The sequence below is a fragment of the Neglectibacter caecimuris genome (assembly GCF_034335015.1).
In the GTDB taxonomy this organism is placed as follows: domain Bacteria; phylum Bacillota; class Clostridia; order Oscillospirales; family Acutalibacteraceae; genus Acutalibacter; species Acutalibacter caecimuris_A.
In genome coordinates this window covers 58,467-76,631 of the sequence record NZ_JAWXXK010000004.1, presented here as the reverse complement: position 1 = coordinate 76,631, position 18,165 = coordinate 58,467, and the positions used below count along the sequence as shown (strand labels likewise).

Below are 18,165 nucleotides of genomic sequence, written 5' to 3'. Positions count from 1 at the left end.
CATTGGAAAGGGGAATTTCTCTTGCCTCATTTTATCGAATTTGACGGCGTGTGCAAATACTACACCATGGGAGAAAACAGGATCGCGGCAGCGGATCACATCAGTTTCTTTGTAGACAAAGGCGAGTTCTGCGTGATCGTGGGCCCCTCCGGCGCGGGAAAAACCACTGTGCTCAACATGCTGGGCGGTATGGATACCTGCGATGAGGGAACGATCCTGCTGGACGGAGAAAAAATCAGCGCCTATACGCCCCGGCAGCTCACCACCTACCGCCGGTACGATGTGGGCTTTGTCTTTCAGTTTTATAACCTGGTACAGAATTTAACGGCCCTGGAAAATGTGGAGCTGGCAAGCGAGATCTGCCGCGACCCGCTGGACGCCACCAAAACCCTGGAGGGCGTCGGCCTGGGAGATCGGCTGGGGAATTTTCCCGCCCAGCTTTCCGGCGGCGAGCAGCAGCGTGTTTCCATTGCCAGGGCGCTGGCGAAGAACCCGAAGATCCTGCTTTGCGACGAGCCTACCGGCGCGCTGGATTACAAGACCGGCAAGGCCGTACTGGGCCTTTTGCAGGACACCTGCCGAAGCACCGGGCGTACTGTGCTGGTCATTACCCACAACAGCGCTCTCACCGCCATGGCGGACCGTGTGATCCGTATAAACAGCGGACAGGTGCTCTCCAACGAAAAGAACCTCCACCCTGTCCCGGTGGAAGAGATCGAATGGTGACCGCTTGCCTTTGAACCCCATTTTCGGAAAGGAAGCTCCGGCATGAACCCTTCTTACAGAAAAAATATTCTGCGCACTGTGAAAAGTTCGCTTTCCCGCTTTCTGGCTATTTTTGCCATTGTGGCGCTGGGGGTTGGCTTTCTGGCCGGGCTTTTGGCCGCGCCGGGCGATATGCGCCTTTCCGCCGACAGCTATTATGACGATACTGCCATGTACGACCTGCGGGTGGTTTCCACATTGGGTCTGACGGAGCAGGACCTGGAGCTTGTCAGGCAGACGGAGGGCGTGGAATCGGTGCTGCCGGTTTATGATGAGGATCTGGTGCTTCTCACGCCCGACGGGGACTCCCACACAGCCCGGGTACACACTCTTCCCGGGGAAAGTGAGCCCGGCATAAACAACCTGATTTTACAAACCGGACGCATGCCGGAAAAGGCCGGAGAGTGCGTTGTGATAGAAACCAAGACCCTGGGCGGAAAGCAAAACTGGATCGGACAGACGCTGACTCCCGAAAAAGACGAAAAGACGGAAGAAAGCGACGAAGAAAACCAGGGACTTACCTCTCCTCTCACTGTAGTGGGCACCGCCAAAAGTCCCCTGTATCTTTCCATGGAGCAGGAGCACACCACCGTGGGCACCGGTACGCTGGGACTGATCGTATACACTTTACCCGAAACGGTGAGCCGGGAGGTCTATACCGGCTTTTATCTCACTTTGTCCGGCGCTAAAGAGCTCGGTTCCTTTGACAGCGAGTATGAAGAAAAAACCGATACGGTAAAAGAGGCGTTGGAAACCCTGGGCGAGGAGCGCGCCGAGCTTCGCTATCGGGAAATTGTGGACGAGGCGGAAGAAAAGCTTTCCGATGCCCGCCACGAATATGAAGAGAAAAAGGCGGAAGTGGAACAGGAGTTGGCGGACGCTGAAAAGGAACTGGCAGACGGCGAGCGGGAGCTGGAGGAAAACGCTCAAAAACTGACGGACGCCAAGGCGGAGCTGGACCGGGGCCAGCAGGAATTAAACGACCAGCGGGCCGCTTACCGCACACAGACCGCTTCCGCCCAGGCCCAGCTTGACGAGGGCTATGCAAAGCTTCGGGAATATCAGGCCCAGCTGGACAAGGGAAAAGCACAAATAGACGCTGCCCGAGCTCCTCTGGACGAAAGCGCAAAGCAGCTGGCGGAAGGGAAAAAGCAGCTGGACGCCGCCAAGGAGCAGCTGGATCAAAGAGAGGCGGAACTTTTCGGGCTGGAGACCGGAAAGGCAGCCTTCTGGCAGGCAGCAGGTGTGCTCGGCCTGCCTTCCGAGGACACCTCGGACAGAGCAACGCTGGCCGCTTTGGCCCAAATGGAAATTTTGTATCCCGACGCGGCTCAGCAGTTCGCTCCGTTAAAGGCCGGACTGGAGGAGCTGGCCACCCAGGGTACCGATACCGCCGGGGCCCGGGAGGCTCTGGAAGCTGGAAAAGCAGAATATGAGGAAAAGCTGGAGGAGCTGATCGCCTCCCAGGAGAAGCTGGACGCCGCTTATCGGGAGTTGGCCGTGCAAAGCAAGCCCCTGGAGGAGCAGCAAAATCAATTAAATACACAAAAGGCAGAGCTTGACCGCAATACGGCGGCACTGCGCCAGGCGCAGATCACGGCCCAGGGAGAGTTTGCCGCCGCGGAGCGGGAGCTGGCCAATGGCCGTGAAGAGTATGAGGATGGTCTTTCTCAGCTGGAGGACGCCCGCCAGAAGCTCAAGGACGGGCGGCAGGAATATGAAGACGGAAAAGCGGAGGCCGAAGAAAAGCTGGCGGACGCGGAGGAACAGATCAAGGACGCGGAAAGCAAGGTTCGCGAGCTGGAGGAAGGAAAGTGGTATCTTTTCACCAGAGACGACAATGCGGGCTATTCCAGCTATGATTCCAACGCGGATAAAATAGGCGCTATCGCCGCCGTGTTCCCCGCTTTCTTTTTCCTGGTGGCCGCCCTGGTGGCCCTGACCACCATGACCCGCATGGTGGAGGAGGAGCGGCAGCAGATCGGCGCCATGAAAGCCCTTGGCTATTCCTCAGGAAAGATCGCGGTAAAATATCTGCTCTATGCCGCCTGCGCCAGCGTCGCGGGCAGCGTTTTCGGCCTGGCCGTAGGCTTCCGGCTGTTCCCCTATATCATCATAAACGCCTATAATATCATGTACGATATTCCCAAGGCTCTCACTCCCTTTAACCTCCCCTATGCCCTGTTTTCTTCTCTGACCGCCGTGGCCTGCACGCTGGCCGCCACGCTCAGCGCCTGCCGGGCAGAGCTGAAAACCGTTCCCGCCCAGCTGATGCTGCCAAAAGCGCCGAAAGCAGGCAAACGGGTCTTTCTGGAATACATTACGCCTCTTTGGAAACGGCTGAAATTTACCCAAAAGGTGGCCGCCCGCAACCTGATCCGCTATAAAAAACGTTTCTTTATGACGGTGATCGGGATCGCGGGCTGCACCGCCCTGCTGATGACGGGCTTCGGTGTAAACGATTCTGTTTCCCATATTGTATCCTTACAGTACGATGAGCTGAACCAGTATCAGCTGATGATCGGCCTGAAGGACGAAAGCGCACTGGAGGGGCGTGAGCTGAAACAGCTTTTGAGCAATGAGCAGGAGATCCTGGGTTCCCTTCCGGTCATGCAGAATAACGGGACTGTTGTACCGAAAAAGAACGACCCGGCAGACGATGTGACCATTTTCGTTCCTTCCGATGTTCCCGCCCTTTCCGATTACTTTGCGTTCCGTCATCGCACTGACAGCCTGCCGGTGACCTTTGAGGAAAATTCCGTGATCATCACGGAGAAGCTGGCGGAACGCCAGCACCTGAAGGTCGGCGATCCCATTACTTTGAGAAATCAGGACGACAAAGAGGCCTCTCTCACCATCACGGATATTTGTGAAAATTACGCCCTGCATTATCTCTACCTCTCCCCTGCCGCTTATGAAAAAGCCTTTGGAGAGCCTGTGGAAAACAATATGATCCTGTGCAAGCTGCCGGAGGACACCACCCACGAAGAGGAGGAGGCCCTTTCCACAAAGCTGTTAAACTGCCGGGACGTGGCCGCGGCGCGGTTTACCACAGAGCTTTCCGGAAGCTTTCAGAACAGCATTCAGGGCATCAATTCCATTATTGCCGTGATCATTATTTCCGCCGGGGCTCTGGCCTTTGTGGTGCTCTATAACCTGACCAATATCAATATCAGCGAGCGGGTAAAGGAAATTGCCACCATCAAGGTGCTGGGCTTTTACGATCGGGAGGTTTCCGCCTATATCTATCGGGAAAATGTTGTGCTCACCGTGATCGGTACAGCGGTTGGCCTGGTTCTGGGCATTTTCCTGCATCAGTTCGTCATTCGCACGGCGGAGATCGACATGGTGATGTTCGGCAGAACGGTATATCCTCTAAGCTATGTATGGTCCGCCCTGCTCACCATCCTGTTCAGCGTGCTGGTAAACCTGGTCATGCACAGGAAACTCAAAAAGATCAGCATGGTGGAAAGCATGAAGGCGCCGGAATAAGTAATTAGTTGTTAGATGTTAGCAGGGATCGGAATACTCAAAATAGGCCTGCAGGAGGGTTTCCTAATGGACGCGAATCATGGCATAGCTGTCAGGGATATTGAAAGCAGAGATTATCTGCCCGCAGCAAAGGTCTGGCGTACTGCGCTTGGCGACCCAAGGGTAACCGATGAATCTTTTGCCCAAATCCGTGAGATGATGAAACATGACAGCTGCTACCGGACTTTTGTTGCCGAAACAAACGGCAATGTCGTGGGTCTGGTCACGACCGTTGAAGTTTTAGCGTTCAACTTACCCAACGGCTACATTCAAGTGAATGGACTTGCTGTTTTGCCTGAGTTTCAACACTGCGGCATAGGAAAAACGCTGATGGAACGTGTTGAGGAATTGGCAAGAGAGCGAAATATTTCCCTGATTGGAATTACATCCGATTTTCAGCGGACAGGCGCACACGAGTTCTATGAACATTTGGGATATCAAAAAATATCCTTTTGGCTTCGTAAGAGAATATAAGAACTTGTACCAATAGAATAAAATGCACAGCTTTCCGGCAGATTTTATCGGGAGCTGCGTTGTGAAAACTTGAAAACCGCAAGATTTCCTGCGTTTTCACGCCTTGTTCCCGGTAAAATCCGCTCGAAAATCTGCACATGTATCCTATCGGTACAAGTTCTAAGAAAAAAGCGGTTTGCCGCCAAGCTCACCAAGCGAGGTTATCCATATGAAAAAATACATAATCATTTCCGGGGTGCCCAGGGCGGGAAAAAGCAAGCTCTCCGCACAGGTCTCCAGGCGCTTCGGCTATCAGCACATCAACGTGGATTCCATCATTGCCGGGTTTGAGGCCTGTTTCCCCGACACCGGGGTCAACACCTACCAGGGCCTTTCCTCTCTGGAAACCTTACAGGTTATCAGCAAAAAAATGGCCCCCTTCCTCCAGGCCATGATCGACAGCGGCGAATATGACGAGCAGGAGTACGGCGTGGTTTTCGATATGTATCAGCTGCTGCCGGAGGATTATGTAAACTGCATTGACTCCAAGCGCTGCGGGATCCTGTATCTCGTCACCGGCGACGTAACACCGGAGGAGCGGTTTCAGATCCAGAAGGAGTTTGACACGCCCCAGGATTATTCCTACTATCTCTCCGACGAAGAGCGAATGGAGGGCTGCCACTATCTGGTGGAGCAAAGCATTTTGATCCGGGAGCAATGTGAAAAGTACGGCCTGCCCTGCTATGAGACTTCCCGGAACCGGGAACAGGTAATGGAGGAGCTGCTTTCCTCCCTGGTCTCCCGGTGACCCTTTTTCTCGCCCTCAACAGCCGTTTCGGAAAACGGAACCGGTGGTAAAAGGAAAATAATTCAAAAAACGCGGCGCTTTTCCCAAAGTTTGGCTTGAAAAGCGCCGCAAATTGTTATACAATTATCAGTAGGTCAATCCACTGTTTCGCAAACTCAATTTTTTATAAAAGGAGTGCAGACAACATGAACTACCTGAACAAGAAAACCGTCGAGGATATCGACGTCAGCGGCAAGCGCGTGCTGGTTCGCTGCGACTTCAATGTTCCCATGAAGGACGGCGCGATCACCGATACCAAGCGTATCGTAGGCGCGCTGCCTACTGTGAAGTACCTTGCCGATCACGGCGCGAAGGTGATCCTTTGCTCTCACATGGGCCGCCCCCACAATATCCTCAACGATACGGTGAAGCTGGATAAGAAGGAAAAGAAAAAGATTGAGGCGCTGCCTGAAAGCGAGCAGGCGGAAGCCACCGCCAAGGCTCTGGAGGCCGCCAAGGACGATGTGAAGAAGTTCTCTCTGGCCCCTGTTGCCGTAGAGCTGGGAAAACTGCTGGGCAAAAACGTGGTCATGGCCGCTGACTGCATCGGCCCCGACGCCAAGGCAAAGGCCGCCGCCCTGAAGGACGGCGAGGTAATGATTCTGGAAAATATCCGCTTCCACGCCGAAGAGACAAAAAACGATCCCGATTTCGCCAAGGAGCTCGCCTCTATGGCTGAGATCTATGTCAACGACGCGTTCGGCACCGCCCACCGCGCTCACGCCTCCACCGAAGGCGTTTCCCACTATCTGCCCGCCGTGTGCGGCTACCTGATCCAGAAGGAGATCACTGTGATGGGCGGCGCGCTCACTGAGCCGAAGCGCCCCTTTGTGGCCATTCTGGGCGGCGCGAAGGTTTCCGATAAGATCGGCGTGATCGACAACCTGATCAGCAAGGTGGATACCCTGATCATCGGCGGCGGCATGGCCTACACCTTCTTAAAGTCCATGGGCCACCCCATCGGCACCTCCATTTGCGAGGAAGACAAGCTGGAGCTTGCCAAGGAGACTATGGCAAATGCGGAAAAGAACGGCGTAAAATTCCTGCTGCCTGTGGATAACAAGGTGGGCAAGGAATACGATCCCAATACCGAAAGCCAGGAGGTTCCTTCCGACAATATTCCCGAAGGCTGGATGGGCCTGGATATCGGCCCCAAGACCATTGAGCTGTTCACCGAGGCCATTAAGGGCGCGGGCACTGTGGTGTGGAATGGCCCCATGGGCGTTTCCGAATGGGAAAACTTTGCTGCCGGCACCGTCGGTGTGGCAAAGGCGGTAGCGGAAAGCGGCGCGATCTCTATCATCGGCGGCGGTGATTCCGCGGCCGCTGTGGAAAAGCTGGGCTTTGCCGACAAGATGACCCATATCTCCACCGGCGGCGGAGCTTCTCTGGAGTTCCTGGAGGGCCTGGAGCTGCCCGGCATTGCCTGCCTGAACGAGAAGTAAGAAAAAGGGCGGTAAAACCGCCCTTTTTAGTTATTTAGTATTTAGTAATTAGACTTTGGAAAGGATCGATACAACATGAACAAAGCATTGAGAAAGGCTGTTATTGCCGGAAACTGGAAAATGAACAAGACCCCCGCCGAGGCAAGAGAGTTGATTTCCGCCATTGCCCCCCTGGTAAAGGACGCCGGGTGCGAGGTGATCGCCTGCACTCCCTTTGTGGATCTCACCGCCGCCCAGGAGGCCGCTGAGGGCACCAACATTCAGATCGGCGCGGAAAACTGCCATTGGGAAAAGAGCGGCGCCTTTACCGGTGAGATCTCTGCCGATATGCTCAGATCTATGGGAATTCAAATCGTGATCATCGGCCACAGCGAGCGCCGCCAATACTTTGGCGAAACCGATGCGACTGTTCAGAAGCGCGTGCGGGCCGCTTTGGACGCGGGCCTTACCGTGATCCTCTGCGTAGGCGAGACCCTGGAGCAGCGGGAACAGGGCATCACTGCTGAGCTTTGCGCCATGCAGACAAAGATCGCTCTGGGCGGTGTTTCCGCGGAAGAGCTGAAACGCGTCATTATCGCCTATGAGCCTGTATGGGCCATTGGCACCGGCAGAACCGCTACCGCCGAACAGGCTAACGAGGTTTGCCACACCATTCGCGAGGTGATCGCCGAGCTGTACGGAAAGGCTTCCGCCGATGGCATTACCATTCAGTACGGCGGTTCTATGAACGCGGGTAACGCTGCGGAGCTTCTTGCCCAGCCTGACGTAGACGGCGGGCTCATTGGCGGCGCTTCCTTAAAGCCCAATGATTTTGCCGCTATTGTGGAAGCAGCCACCAAGGGCTAAGTATTCCTGCTCTTTTGAATTTCGTTCTGTGGTCAAAGAAAGGACGCGCATCTATGAAAAAACCTCTTGTTTTGATGATATTGGACGGCTTCGGCATCGCGCCTGATGAGGGCAACGCCATTGTGGCCGCCAAAACTCCGAATTTGGATCAGATTTTGAAGGAAAACCCGGTCACGCAGATCGGCGCTTCCGGTATGGACGTTGGCTTGCCCGACGGCCAGATGGGAAACAGTGAAGTAGGCCACACCAATATCGGTGCGGGCCGCATTGTGTACCAGGAGCTGACCCGTATTACAAAATCCGCCCAGGACGGCGATATGGACAAAAACGAGGCGCTGGTTCATGCCATGACCTCAGCCAGGGAAAACGGCAAGGCACTGCATTTCATGGGGTTGCTGTCCGATGGCGGTGTACACAGCCATAACAGCCATCTTTACGCCCTGCTGGAAATGGCAAAGCGTATGGAGCTTACAAAGGTCTACGTTCACTGCTTTCTGGACGGCCGTGACGTCCCCCCCAGCAGCGGCAAGGCCTATGTGGAGGAGCTTCAGGAAAAGCTTCAGGAAATCGGCGTTGGCAAGGTCGCCACTGTAATGGGCCGTTACTATGCCATGGATCGCGATAACCGCTGGGAGCGTGTGGAAAAGGCTTATGCCGCCATGGTATATGGCGAGGGCGAGCATGCCCCCTGCCCTGTTTGCGCTGTGCAGAATTCCTATGACAAGGAAGTTACCGATGAATTTGTAGTGCCGGTGGTATGCGACGGGGCCGCCCCCATCTCTGAGGGTGATTCCGTGATCTTCTACAATTTCCGTCCCGACCGGGCCAGGGAGATCACCCGCACGCTAGTAGACCCGGATTTTTCCGGTTTCCAGCGCAAAAAGGGCTTCTTCCCCCTCACCTATGTGTGCATGACCCAGTACGACGCCACCATGCCCAATGTGGAGGTGGCCTACAAACCGGAGTCTCTGGAAAACACCTTCGGCGAGTATCTTTCCAAAAACGGGTTGACTCAGCTTCGCATTGCCGAGACCGAGAAATACGCCCATGTTACCTTCTTCTTTAACGGCGGCGTGGAAAAACAGTACCCCGGAGAGGATCGTATTCTGGTAAAATCCCCAGCCGTTGCCACCTATGATCTCCAGCCGGAGATGAGCGCCTATGAGGTGACGGATAAAATGGTGGAGGCTGTAAGATCCGGCAAATACGACGCGCTGATCCTGAATTTCGCCAACTGCGACATGGTAGGCCATACCGGCGTGTTTGAGGCAGCCGTCAAGGCAGTGGAGGCTGTGGACACCTGTGTGGGCCGGGTGGTAGAGGCTGTGAAGGAAATGGGCGGCTGCGTGCTGCTTACCGCCGACCACGGCAACGCTGATAAAATGGTAGACGCCGATGGCACACCCTTTACCGCTCACACCACGAACCCTGTTCCCTTCTGCGTGATCAATCACCCCTGTGAGCTGCGCAAGGGCGGCGTTCTGGCGGATATCGCCCCTACGATGCTGAAGGTGCTGGGGCTGCCCCAGCCCAAAGAAATGACCGGGGAAAGCATTATCAAATAAAAAGCGCCCCTTATCTCGCCATTTCTTCAGGAACTACCGGGGAAAAGCATTGTAAAATAGACGGGAAATCAAAAAAGCAGTACCCCGGTTCAATGGAGCCAGGGTACCGCTTTTTCCTTTTCTATTCTTTTAGACACTTAGGGCATATAAATGCCGCCGTTGGGAGAAACATACTGTCCGGTCATGTACTTATCCTTGATGAGGAATTCCATGGCGTTGGCGATATCCTCCACGTCGCCGATTTTCCCCATGGGAATGGACTGGGCCAGAGCGGCTACCTCATCCTGGTTTACGCCGCGAAGCATATCTGTCCAGATCATGCCGGGGCAGATGCAGTTAAAGCGGATATTCTGCTTGCCGAATTCCATTGCCAAGGCACGGGTCATACCGATCAGGCCCGCCTTGGAGGCGCAGTAATCCGCCTGATTGGCAACGCCCATCAGGCCGCCGATGGAGGAAGTATTTACCACACAGCCCTCATTCGCCTTTACCATGTAGGGCACCACAAAATGGCACATATGGAAAGCGCTGATCAGGTTGGTTTCCAGCACGGACATATACTTTTCACGGGGAAGCTCGCAGAAGGCGGCATTATTGGTAATACCGGCATTGTTTACCAGCACGTCGATTTTCTCTCCAAAGGCTTCCACTGCGGCTTTAACCAGCCTTTCGCAGTCCTCGTATTTGGAAACGTCAGCCTGAACGGCCAGGCCTTCTACACCGTAGTCCGCTTTCAGCTTGGCGATCACGTTTTCCGTGAGGGCCTTGGAGCTGTCGGAACGATAGTTGACGACTACATTGTAGCCCATTTCCCCCAGCTTGAGGGTCATGGCCTCTCCAATACCACGGGAGCCGCCGGTGATGATAGCAGTTTTCATTGGAACCTCTCCTTTGATCAAATTTCTTCAAGCCGCGGCCGCAGCTTTTAAGTTTGATAATATTGTAACATAGTCGATTGCGTTTGTCCCGTTGCACTTTTTGAAAACTGTCAACGCGAGAGGAGTTTTTTCGCCATGCCAACCGAAAGTGTTCGCATTCGTCTTGCCGAAGGGCTTTTCGCTTTGCTGAAACGAAAAACCCTAAAGCACATCAGCGTTCGGGATATCACCACGGAATGCGGCTTGACCAGGCAGGTCTTTTACCGGTATTTCCATACCCGGGACGATCTGCTGCGATGGATCTACGGGCAGGATTTTGCCGCTGTGTTTCAGGACCTGAAACACGTTGCCTGGGAGGAAATGATAGACCGGATGACCCTTGCGCTTCAAGCGCACCGGGAGTTCTATTACCGGCTGACCCGCTGTGCGGATGACAACACACTGTACCGCATTATGAGGGATTATACAGAAGGCCTGTACCGGCGTGTTATTCTCTTCCGCACAGGAAAAGCTCCCGAGCCCTTCACCGATTTCCTTTTGCGGCTGTATACCAGCGGCGGAATTGAAATGTCTATAGAATGGGTGCGCTCCGGCATGGAAAAGCCGCCCCTGGAGCTGAGAAGCTGGCTGCTGGCAGGAATGCCCGAGCCCCTGCGGGAACAGCTGACCGGCTTTTCCTTCCCCGCTTCTCTGATCTATGACCCGGAGCTGCTTGGCGGCGAGCCGCCGCGGGCAACCGGGAAACTGCTTGGTGCAGAAGGGTAATTTCTGACCGACCATAAGTAAGCTGTTAAATTGGAATTTAGCGGTTATCCAATCATCTCCCTCCTGTCATTCTGAGCGAAGCGAAGAATCTCGTCCTTCTCCCTTTTCCCGGAATCAAGGACGAGATTCTTCGTCACTTCGTTCCTCAGAATGACAGTGGGAAACTATTCTATAAATTGGAATTTAGCGGTTATCTGCACACCACCCTCTTGTCATTCCGAGCGAAGCGAAGAATCTCGTCCTTCTCCCTTTTCCCGGAATCAAGGACGAGATTCTTCGTCACTTCGTTCCTCAGAATGACAGTGGGAAACTATTCTATAAATTGGAATTTAGCGGTTATCTGCACACCACCCTCTTGTCATTCCGAGCGAAGCGAAGAATCTCGTCCTTCTCCCTTTTCCCGGAATCAAGGACGAGATTCTTCGTCACTTCGTTCCTCAGAATGACAATAGTGATAGCGGAATCAGGACGCTAAACTATAATTTAGCAGTTATCCGCTGGGGTTCCTTCTGTCATTGCTAACTGCTAACTGCTAATTGCCCTCTGCCGTCCAGCCTCTAAAGCGCGCTTGCTACTCTGTGGAAATGGAGCTTGCGGCGATATCATCGATGGATTGGTCTTCCGGAAACGGTGTGGGGCTTGGAGCAGCCTCAGATTCTGAACCCATCCCGTTATCTTCTTCAGCGGGCTTTCCCGGGTCGTAAAATACGGGTCGTTCCCACAAAAGCTCCGCCTGGGTGCCGATCAATTCCATGTTGGCATGGATATCTCCTGGGTTCTCTTCGATTTTGGAGCCAGCCAGAGCTTCGCCGGTTTTCAGGTTTCGCAGGATCACGCAGTAGCCGTCGGGATCCAGATCCCAGGAAAGCGGATCTATTCCCGGGGCAAAGAGTGAGATCTCATATTGGCGTACAGTACGGGAGCCCAGAATGTCCTCTTCCTTTGAAATCACATCGATCCAGCCATGCTTTCCTTCATTGCGGTAAACGCCGTCACCCAGCTCTATGCTGTCTTCCTGGCGATAAAGCGGAAGCTCTTCGATCAGTTCTCCGTACAGGTACGTTTCCAGCTGCAAGGGCAGATCCAGATCCAGATCGCTTAAAACGCCTAAAGACAGGCACTTTGCTTCAGAAAAGTCTTCGGAAAAATTTGCAATGGCCCGTTCCCATCCCAGGGGCAGCACATGGTCATGGAACCGAAAGCCGGCTTCCCAAACCTCCGCATAATACGGCAGCTGTACAAAATCAACCCCTGAGCCCCGCCAGGCGGTAGAACCTGTGATCTCCCCCGATTCCAAATCGATGCAGAACTCCGCCAGCACGGCGGCGCCCAGCATGCTGCCGTCTACATAGACCGAAAGATACTCGGGCTCCTGCGTGTACACCGTGACAAACACCTGCCGCGTTCCTTCAGGAACCGCTTCAAAACCGATCTTTTGTCCCATGATATCGCCAAGCTCTCCGCCCTCTCCGTAAATGTCCACGGAAAAAACCTCCAGCAGCCCGTCGTCTGCCGGGCGCGCGGTAACATAGGGCGAAATCGCACTGTTCATTGTGGGATAGCTGATATTGACGGAAAATTCCGATTCTGTGCTGGTGTAGTCCCGCAGCGCGACATTGTTCATCACCATGGGCGCGTCGTTGTCAAAATTGTTGTAGCAATACTCTGAGGAAGCCGATATTGGGCAGGAAGCTGCCTGTGAAATGCTGATATCCGGCTCGTCAAGGGCAGTGCGTTCCTTTCCCGCTGTTACACCCAGCAGCTGGTTGATGGTCAGAATCCCCTCATTACTGACTTCTCCGTTGAGAACCGAAATTACAGAGCCCCGAAACGCTGTTTCACCAGGGATCCGTTCAAACACCGGGTCACGGTACAAAAGGGCGGAATGGCCTTCTATGGCAACTTCTATTCCGCTTTCTCCATTCAGAGCGGTGAAAAGCTGATCTGTTGCCGGACAGCTTTCTTCTGTAAAATCCAGGCGCACTGTTTGAAAAAGATAGTTTTCCTTTCGCACGGCGGATTCCACGGTGATCGTATAGGGCGTTTTCGCGGGAAGCTCCGAAAGGCTTGCGGGCGGCTCCGCCGTAGGAGCAGGCCTCAGGCTGCCGTTGATGGTTTGAAACAATCCGCCGAAGCCGGGCAGGCTTTCCGCAATTTCCGGGGAGGACACATTGAGAAGGGCCAGACACACCAGGCAGAAAACGGCAAAGGCCGCGGCACACTGGAAGACTGTTTTGGGCCAGCTTCTTCGGAAGGGTACCGGCTCGAAATATTCCAGCCCTTCGGAGAGCTCCATTCCCTCCGGCGGCACAGAGCTCACGCCCTTTTTCTTTTCTGTCTCTTTTTTATAATGGGCAGGCCCCCGGGAAATCCTCCGCCTTTGTGCCTCAGCGCGCGCCGTGGCCTGAAGTGTTTCCCGTTCCGGAAGCGCCGCCAGGATCTGATCAAACCGCAGATCCGCCTGAACCGTCAGCCTGGGGTACGGCAGCTCCCGTTCCAGGCGCTTTTTCAGTTCTCTGTTCTTGTTACCTTTCATAGCGCACCTCTGTTTCGTATTGCCGGCGGAACCGCTTCCGGCTCCTGGTCAAGCGCATTCGTACCGCTTCGGGAGAAAGCGAAAGTGCACTTGCGATCTCCCGCACGGGCATATCTTCAAAGTAGAACAGCTGCAGCACCAGACGATCCTCCGGAGCCATTCGGTCCAGAGCGTCCTGTACGTCCAGGGAGGTATCCCGCTCAAAGGAGCGGCCTTCTTCCTCCATGCTTTCCACAGGGAATTCCCTGCTCTTTCCCCGCAGAGTGCCAAAGCAGCGGTTTATCAGAATCCTGGTCATCCAGGTTTTGAACGCTCCGGGGTCCCGCAGGGTATCCAGCTTCTCCCATAAAATCAAAATCGTATCCTGTATGGCGTCCATGGCGTCGTCTTCGTTGCGGACCACGGCCATGGCGGTGGCGTACATGGTTTGACGGAAGGAATCGACCAGCGCCACAAACGCCTGTTTATCTCCTTTTGCGGCAGCCTTCACCAAAGCCGCCGTTTTCCTCTGTTCAGAAATGGCCCTCACCCCTTTTCCTTTTCCCTTATGCTATAGAGAAAACAGCCGCGCAAAATGTAACAGGAAAATAAAATATTTTTGAGGCCGTTGCTTTTTCTTTTGAGAATACCTCTTTAATATTAAAATATACCTCGAATTTTCCCCTTTCGCAAGGGCGAAAACAGGGGCTAGATACTGGCAGGAATGAGCAACGAACGACAAAGACAGGCGGTAAATTATAGTTTAGCGAACTAGTCGTTAGTTGTTAGCCGTTAGAGAAGGACAAGCCCCCCTCTTTTGTCATTCTGAGGAACGAAGTGACGAAGAATCTCGCCCTTCATTACCTGAGTAAAGAGCTGAAGGACGAGATTCTTCACCGAGAAAGCGCTCGGCGCTTTTTGTTCAGTAATGACAGGTGGGAAGTGAGCACCTCGCCATTGGTCGGGTTTGAAACCGATTTCCCGTACCAAGCCGCTTCACAAGTGCCTGCGGCGGCTCGCCGCTAAATTCCAATTTACCAAACAATGTTTTTGCCCTTAATTGCTCACTGCTCATTTCCAATTCCCCATCGCCCTTTTCCTTCCCGGCTCAAAATTTATTTTCTATATTTCTCTGTAAGAAATAAATTCTTTTTTCCTCTGTGTATACTCGAATTCAGAGAATTCCGCTTTTTTCGCAGGTTTGATTTTTGGGAAAGGAGAGCGCCTTGTGAAACGATTTTTCGCATTGTTGTTTGCGGCGGCACTATTGCTTTCGCTTGCCGGCTGCAGCGGCAAGGAGGACATGGACTTTACCGCTGTTTTGCCGCAGAACGTAATTTCTCTTGATCCGCAAACCGCTTCCGGCCCCTCTTCTTCTCTTGTGATCGGTTCAATTTTTGAGGGGCTCTGCCGAATCGGAAGGGACAGCGAGATCTTACCCGGTGTGGCGGAGCGGTGGGATCACAACCGGGATCATACGGAATTTACCTTTCACCTTCGTTCCGCGAAATGGAGCGATGGTTCGCCCGTTACAGCAGAGGATTTTCTTTTTGGCATTCTGCGGGCTCTGCACCCTGAAAAGGGAGCTGCCGCTCCCGATGATCTCTTTCCCATAAAAAACGCCCGGGCGGTCAGCGCCGGAGAGCTGGAGGAAAGCGCGCTGGGCGTCTTTGTCAAAAATGACCGCACGCTTGTCTTTCAGCTGGAAAGCGGATATCCCGATTTTCCGGCCCTCACCGCCGGGAACCACTACATGCCTTGCAAGCAGGAATTTTTTGAGGAGTGCGCCGGGCATTACGGTTTTTCCCCGGAATATCTCCTCACCAACGGTCCCTTTACCTTTCCCCATATCTATGCCTGGAATACCGATTACAACGAAAAAGGCATCAGCCTGGAGCGGGCCGATACCTATCGCGGCGACCGCAAGGTGATCCCCGCTTCCCTCACCTATCTGATCGATTATGAAAGTGTGATCGATACCGATCCCACCGCCGCTTTGCTGGCGGGAAAGGCTGACATTCTGGAACTTTCGGAAAGCGAGGCACAAAAAGCGGAGGAGCAGGGCTGTACGGTGCTGGCCCTGGACGACGCCGTGCTGGGACTGCTGCTGAATCCCCAGTCCGATTCCTTAAGCTATATGCGAACACGGGAGGTTTTTCTGAAAACGCTGGATCGGGAAGCGCTGCTGGCTCCTTACAGCACCGACCCTTCTCAGGAAGCCCCAGGCATGATGCCGGGCTGCGTGCTCTGGGAGGAAAAAGCGTATTATACCGAAGGAGAAACCCGCTATCTTCCCCAGGACGACAGCATTATAGAGGCGATCCCCTCTCTCCTGGAGCTTTTGAAGCTGGAAAAGCTTCCCAACATCACCGTGCTGTGCCCTGACGATGAAGCCTCCATCACGCTGACAAACGGTTTTTTGGCCTCCTGGAACAGCAAGCTCGGCAGTTCCTTTAACATTCTTCCCCTGCCGGAAAGCGAACTGAAAAGCCGGGTTTCCCAGGGCGATTACGAGGCGGCCCTTTACCCTCTTCGTGCCGGAGGCGTTACGCCCTACCATGTTTTGAAGGCCTTTGACAGCACCGCTTCCCCCCTGCTTCTGAAAAGCGAGGAATACGATTCTGCCCTGCGCTCCATGAGCTTCAGCCTAGAGGGCTTTCAGGCCATGGAGCTTACGCTTCAGGAGCAGATGGTGTTCTATCCCCTGCTGCAAAAGAAGACCTATTACGCCCTCTCTCCTAAAGCGGAACGGATCACGGTTACCGCGGATCAGCGGATCGATTTTTGCTCCGCCAGAAAGAGGAAATAGAGAAAAGGGTTGGAAAAGCCAGGGGCGCACCGAATGGTGCGCCCCTATATTTTAGCCGTTTGATTTTAAGAAAACACAGAATTGTTTTTTGCATTATACGGCACGTTTCTTTATTTTCAGAAGAAAAAAAACCATACAGATCCCCGCCAAAATATGACCGATCCCTGAAACCCCGGAAATGGCAGCGTCCATTCCCCTGCTCAATTCCATTTCCAAAACCTGAGATAAGCCTCTCAAGAGAAACCCAAGCCCGGTGATATTCAAGCCAAGCTGATAAACGATCAAAAGCTTGCCGGTATTCCTATCAGAAAAAGAAAAAACTTTTTCAATCAACAGCAACACCAGAAAAAAGAACATGCCGAGAACGAAATAGTGTGTGTGCAGAAAGGACAAGCTGGTTTGTCCGGAAAAATGGTTAAGCTTGGTAAATTCCCGGTAAAACACCCCAAAGATCATCGCAACGACCGCGTAAAGCACGGCAAGGCTCGCATAACGCTTTGTCACAAAACACACTCCTTTTACCGAATGTATTGCAGCCTAATAGTCTTCTGACTGCACCTTCAAGACAAGTGTTTAAACAAAAAACAGAGCAAACCACATTTGGCGGTCTGCTCTATTTTGGTCCGAGTGGCGAGACTTGAACTCACGGCCTCTTGACCCCCAGTCAAGCGCGCTACCAACTGCGCCACACCCGGACAACGTACATTATTATAGCGGATATCTTTGAAAAAAGCAAGCTTTTTTTTCTTTTTTATCAGACAGATTTTTCTGTTACCTTCCTGGCTGGCCGGTCGGCAGAAAGCGCTTTTCCTTTGCGCACCAAGCCTGAAGGCTTGGTTTTCCTGCCTATTCCCCATTTATGTTTCCGAAATCCCGCAGAAATCCCTCAATATTTTTTACAGTTCTCGGAGAGAGGAAATGCTCGATCTTTTCCACCTCTTCCAGCTCGTTTTCCGTGCCGTTGATGCGGCAAAGCAGGCTATTTACCAGCTCGTGGCGGCGAATGAGGTAGCTTCCCATGCGTTTTCCCATTTCCGTCAGGGTGATACAGCCGTATTTGGGAAATTCTATCAGTTCCTGGGCCCGGAGATTTCCGGCCATTTTGGAGGCGGAGGGCGGCTTTACGTGAAGCGCCTGCGCCAGGTCGGAGATCCTTACAAGATGGCTTTGCTCTGACAGGCGGCAGATCATTTCCAGATAATCCTCCATAGAGGAGGTGAGCAGACCGTGCTCCAGCAGCGTATATCCCTTCATTGTGTAAAAGCCATCCTGCGACATAGGCTCTCTCCCTTCCTGCTTTTCCGCTTTCCGGCAAGGCCTGTTTCACCCTTTTTGCCGCTGTGGAATATAGTAGTGGTGAGAAACTTTCCTTCTCCTAACTTTTATTCAGGAGTGAGTCATCATATGAATCAGAATTTCCAGCTAAACGATTTAAGACCGGGGCAAACGGCTTCCGTCAGCAGCCTGTCTGTGGAAGGAACCATGCGCCGCCGGCTGCAGGATATGGGGTTGATTGAAGGCACCAGGGTGGAGTGTATCGGAGTAAGCCCTTTGGGAGATCCGGCCGCCTATTTGATCCGCGGAGCGGTGGTCGCTCTGCGGAAAAAGGACGCAGGCGGCATTGGCATTGAAGGCTCCAGTATTTCCCGCTCCCGGGAAACCTCCCCTTCCTTCAGCCGCCGCAAGGGAGATCGCCCCGCCGCGCACACTGTTCCCCTGGGGACAGTCCGGGATTAGGAGGCAGCT

Annotated in this window: 15 protein-coding genes and 1 tRNA gene; 10 read left to right on the top strand and 6 right to left on the bottom strand. The window is 53.6% G+C overall.

The genetic code is table 11. The features are described from left to right. Positions 1–21: 21 nt before the first annotated feature. From U8T64_RS06660 to gpmI, 7 genes are all read left to right on the top strand, one after another. The gene (locus tag U8T64_RS06660) at positions 22–726 is read left to right on the top strand and encodes an ABC transporter ATP-binding protein (RefSeq protein ID WP_322182187.1); all 705 of its coding nucleotides are present in this window, start codon (positions 22–24) and stop codon (positions 724–726) included. 42 nt (positions 727–768) lie between these two features. Then, entirely contained in the window at positions 769–4,257 is a 3,489-nt protein-coding gene (locus U8T64_RS06655; RefSeq protein WP_322182185.1) for an FtsX-like permease family protein, read from the top strand. Between the two features lie 66 nt (positions 4,258–4,323). Beyond that, the gene (locus U8T64_RS06650; RefSeq protein WP_322182183.1) at positions 4,324–4,770 is read left to right on the top strand and encodes a GNAT family N-acetyltransferase; all 447 of its coding nucleotides are present in this window, start codon (positions 4,324–4,326) and stop codon (positions 4,768–4,770) included. A 208-nt stretch (positions 4,771–4,978) separates the two neighbouring features. Continuing rightward, entirely contained in the window at positions 4,979–5,557 is a 579-nt protein-coding gene (locus tag U8T64_RS06645) for a nucleoside/nucleotide kinase family protein (RefSeq protein ID WP_322182182.1), read from the top strand. Between the two features lie 185 nt (positions 5,558–5,742). Then, a complete protein-coding gene (locus U8T64_RS06640) occupies positions 5,743–7,041 on the top strand; it encodes a phosphoglycerate kinase (RefSeq protein ID WP_322182180.1) in 1,299 nt (432 codons plus the stop codon). A gap of 75 nt (positions 7,042–7,116) precedes the next feature. Further along, the gene (tpiA, locus tag U8T64_RS06635) at positions 7,117–7,887 is read left to right on the top strand and encodes a triose-phosphate isomerase (protein WP_322182178.1); all 771 of its coding nucleotides are present in this window, start codon (positions 7,117–7,119) and stop codon (positions 7,885–7,887) included. 53 nt (positions 7,888–7,940) lie between these two features. Beyond that, entirely contained in the window at positions 7,941–9,452 is a 1,512-nt protein-coding gene (gene gpmI, locus U8T64_RS06630) for a 2,3-bisphosphoglycerate-independent phosphoglycerate mutase (RefSeq protein WP_322182176.1), read from the top strand. 137 nt (positions 9,453–9,589) lie between these two features. Here gpmI and U8T64_RS06625 read toward each other — a convergent pair whose 3' ends face one another. Next, positions 9,590–10,330 (bottom strand): SDR family NAD(P)-dependent oxidoreductase, encoded by a 741-nt coding sequence (locus U8T64_RS06625; protein WP_322182174.1) that lies wholly within the window; start codon positions 10,328–10,330, stop codon positions 9,590–9,592. Between the two features lie 135 nt (positions 10,331–10,465). Here U8T64_RS06625 and U8T64_RS06620 point away from each other — a divergent pair, with 135 nt between their 5' ends. Further along, positions 10,466–11,095 (top strand): TetR/AcrR family transcriptional regulator, encoded by a 630-nt coding sequence (locus tag U8T64_RS06620; RefSeq protein ID WP_322182173.1) that lies wholly within the window; start codon positions 10,466–10,468, stop codon positions 11,093–11,095. 571 nt (positions 11,096–11,666) lie between these two features. Here U8T64_RS06620 and U8T64_RS06615 read toward each other — a convergent pair. Continuing rightward, positions 11,667–13,631 (bottom strand): hypothetical protein, encoded by a 1,965-nt coding sequence (locus U8T64_RS06615; protein WP_322182171.1) that lies wholly within the window; start codon positions 13,629–13,631, stop codon positions 11,667–11,669. Beyond that, the gene (locus U8T64_RS06610) at positions 13,621–14,160 is read right to left on the bottom strand and encodes an RNA polymerase sigma factor (RefSeq protein WP_322182169.1); all 540 of its coding nucleotides are present in this window, start codon (positions 14,158–14,160) and stop codon (positions 13,621–13,623) included. The genes U8T64_RS06615 and U8T64_RS06610 overlap by 11 nt, the downstream gene beginning before the upstream one ends. A gap of 678 nt (positions 14,161–14,838) precedes the next feature. On the opposite strand from U8T64_RS06610, the gene U8T64_RS06605 reads away from it, so the two are divergent. Further along, positions 14,839–16,419, top strand: coding sequence for an ABC transporter substrate-binding protein (locus U8T64_RS06605; protein WP_322182167.1), 1,581 nt, complete (start codon positions 14,839–14,841; stop codon positions 16,417–16,419). A 93-nt stretch (positions 16,420–16,512) separates the two neighbouring features. Here U8T64_RS06605 and U8T64_RS06600 read toward each other — a convergent pair whose 3' ends face one another. From U8T64_RS06600 to U8T64_RS06590, 3 genes are all read right to left on the bottom strand, one after another. Then, positions 16,513–16,923, bottom strand: coding sequence for a DUF2871 domain-containing protein (locus U8T64_RS06600; RefSeq protein ID WP_322182166.1), 411 nt, complete (start codon positions 16,921–16,923; stop codon positions 16,513–16,515). 115 nt (positions 16,924–17,038) lie between these two features. Next, positions 17,039–17,114: transfer RNA gene (locus tag U8T64_RS06595), tRNA-Pro, on the bottom strand. Between the two features lie 151 nt (positions 17,115–17,265). Next, positions 17,266–17,697: a metal-dependent transcriptional regulator gene (locus U8T64_RS06590; protein WP_322182164.1), complete on the bottom strand. Its 432-nt coding sequence runs from the start codon at positions 17,695–17,697 to the stop codon at positions 17,266–17,268. 126 nt (positions 17,698–17,823) lie between these two features. On the opposite strand from U8T64_RS06590, the gene U8T64_RS06585 reads away from it, so the two are divergent. Then, positions 17,824–18,156: a FeoA family protein gene (locus tag U8T64_RS06585; protein ID WP_322182162.1), complete on the top strand. Its 333-nt coding sequence runs from the start codon at positions 17,824–17,826 to the stop codon at positions 18,154–18,156. The last annotated feature ends 9 nt before the right edge of the window (positions 18,157–18,165 follow it).

Excerpts from the sequence above, each read along its gene's own strand:
- U8T64_RS06655 (WP_322182185.1), top strand. The coding sequence starts at position 769 with ATGAACCCTTCTTACAGAAAAAATATTCTGCGCACTGTGAAAAGTTCG.
- U8T64_RS06650 (WP_322182183.1), top strand. The coding sequence starts at position 4,324 with ATGGACGCGAATCATGGCATAGCTGTCAGGGATATTGAAAGCAGAGAT.
- U8T64_RS06645 (WP_322182182.1), top strand. The coding sequence starts at position 4,979 with ATGAAAAAATACATAATCATTTCCGGGGTGCCCAGGGCGGGAAAAAGC.
- U8T64_RS06640 (WP_322182180.1), top strand. The coding sequence starts at position 5,743 with ATGAACTACCTGAACAAGAAAACCGTCGAGGATATCGACGTCAGCGGC.
- tpiA (WP_322182178.1), top strand. The coding sequence starts at position 7,117 with ATGAACAAAGCATTGAGAAAGGCTGTTATTGCCGGAAACTGGAAAATG.
- gpmI (WP_322182176.1), top strand. The coding sequence starts at position 7,941 with ATGAAAAAACCTCTTGTTTTGATGATATTGGACGGCTTCGGCATCGCG.
- U8T64_RS06625 (WP_322182174.1), bottom strand. The coding sequence starts at position 10,330 with ATGAAAACTGCTATCATCACCGGCGGCTCCCGTGGTATTGGAGAGGCC.
- U8T64_RS06620 (WP_322182173.1), top strand. The coding sequence starts at position 10,466 with ATGCCAACCGAAAGTGTTCGCATTCGTCTTGCCGAAGGGCTTTTCGCT.
- U8T64_RS06615 (WP_322182171.1), bottom strand. The coding sequence starts at position 13,631 with ATGAAAGGTAACAAGAACAGAGAACTGAAAAAGCGCCTGGAACGGGAG.
- U8T64_RS06590 (WP_322182164.1), bottom strand. The coding sequence starts at position 17,697 with ATGTCGCAGGATGGCTTTTACACAATGAAGGGATATACGCTGCTGGAG.
- U8T64_RS06585 (WP_322182162.1), top strand. The coding sequence starts at position 17,824 with ATGAATCAGAATTTCCAGCTAAACGATTTAAGACCGGGGCAAACGGCT.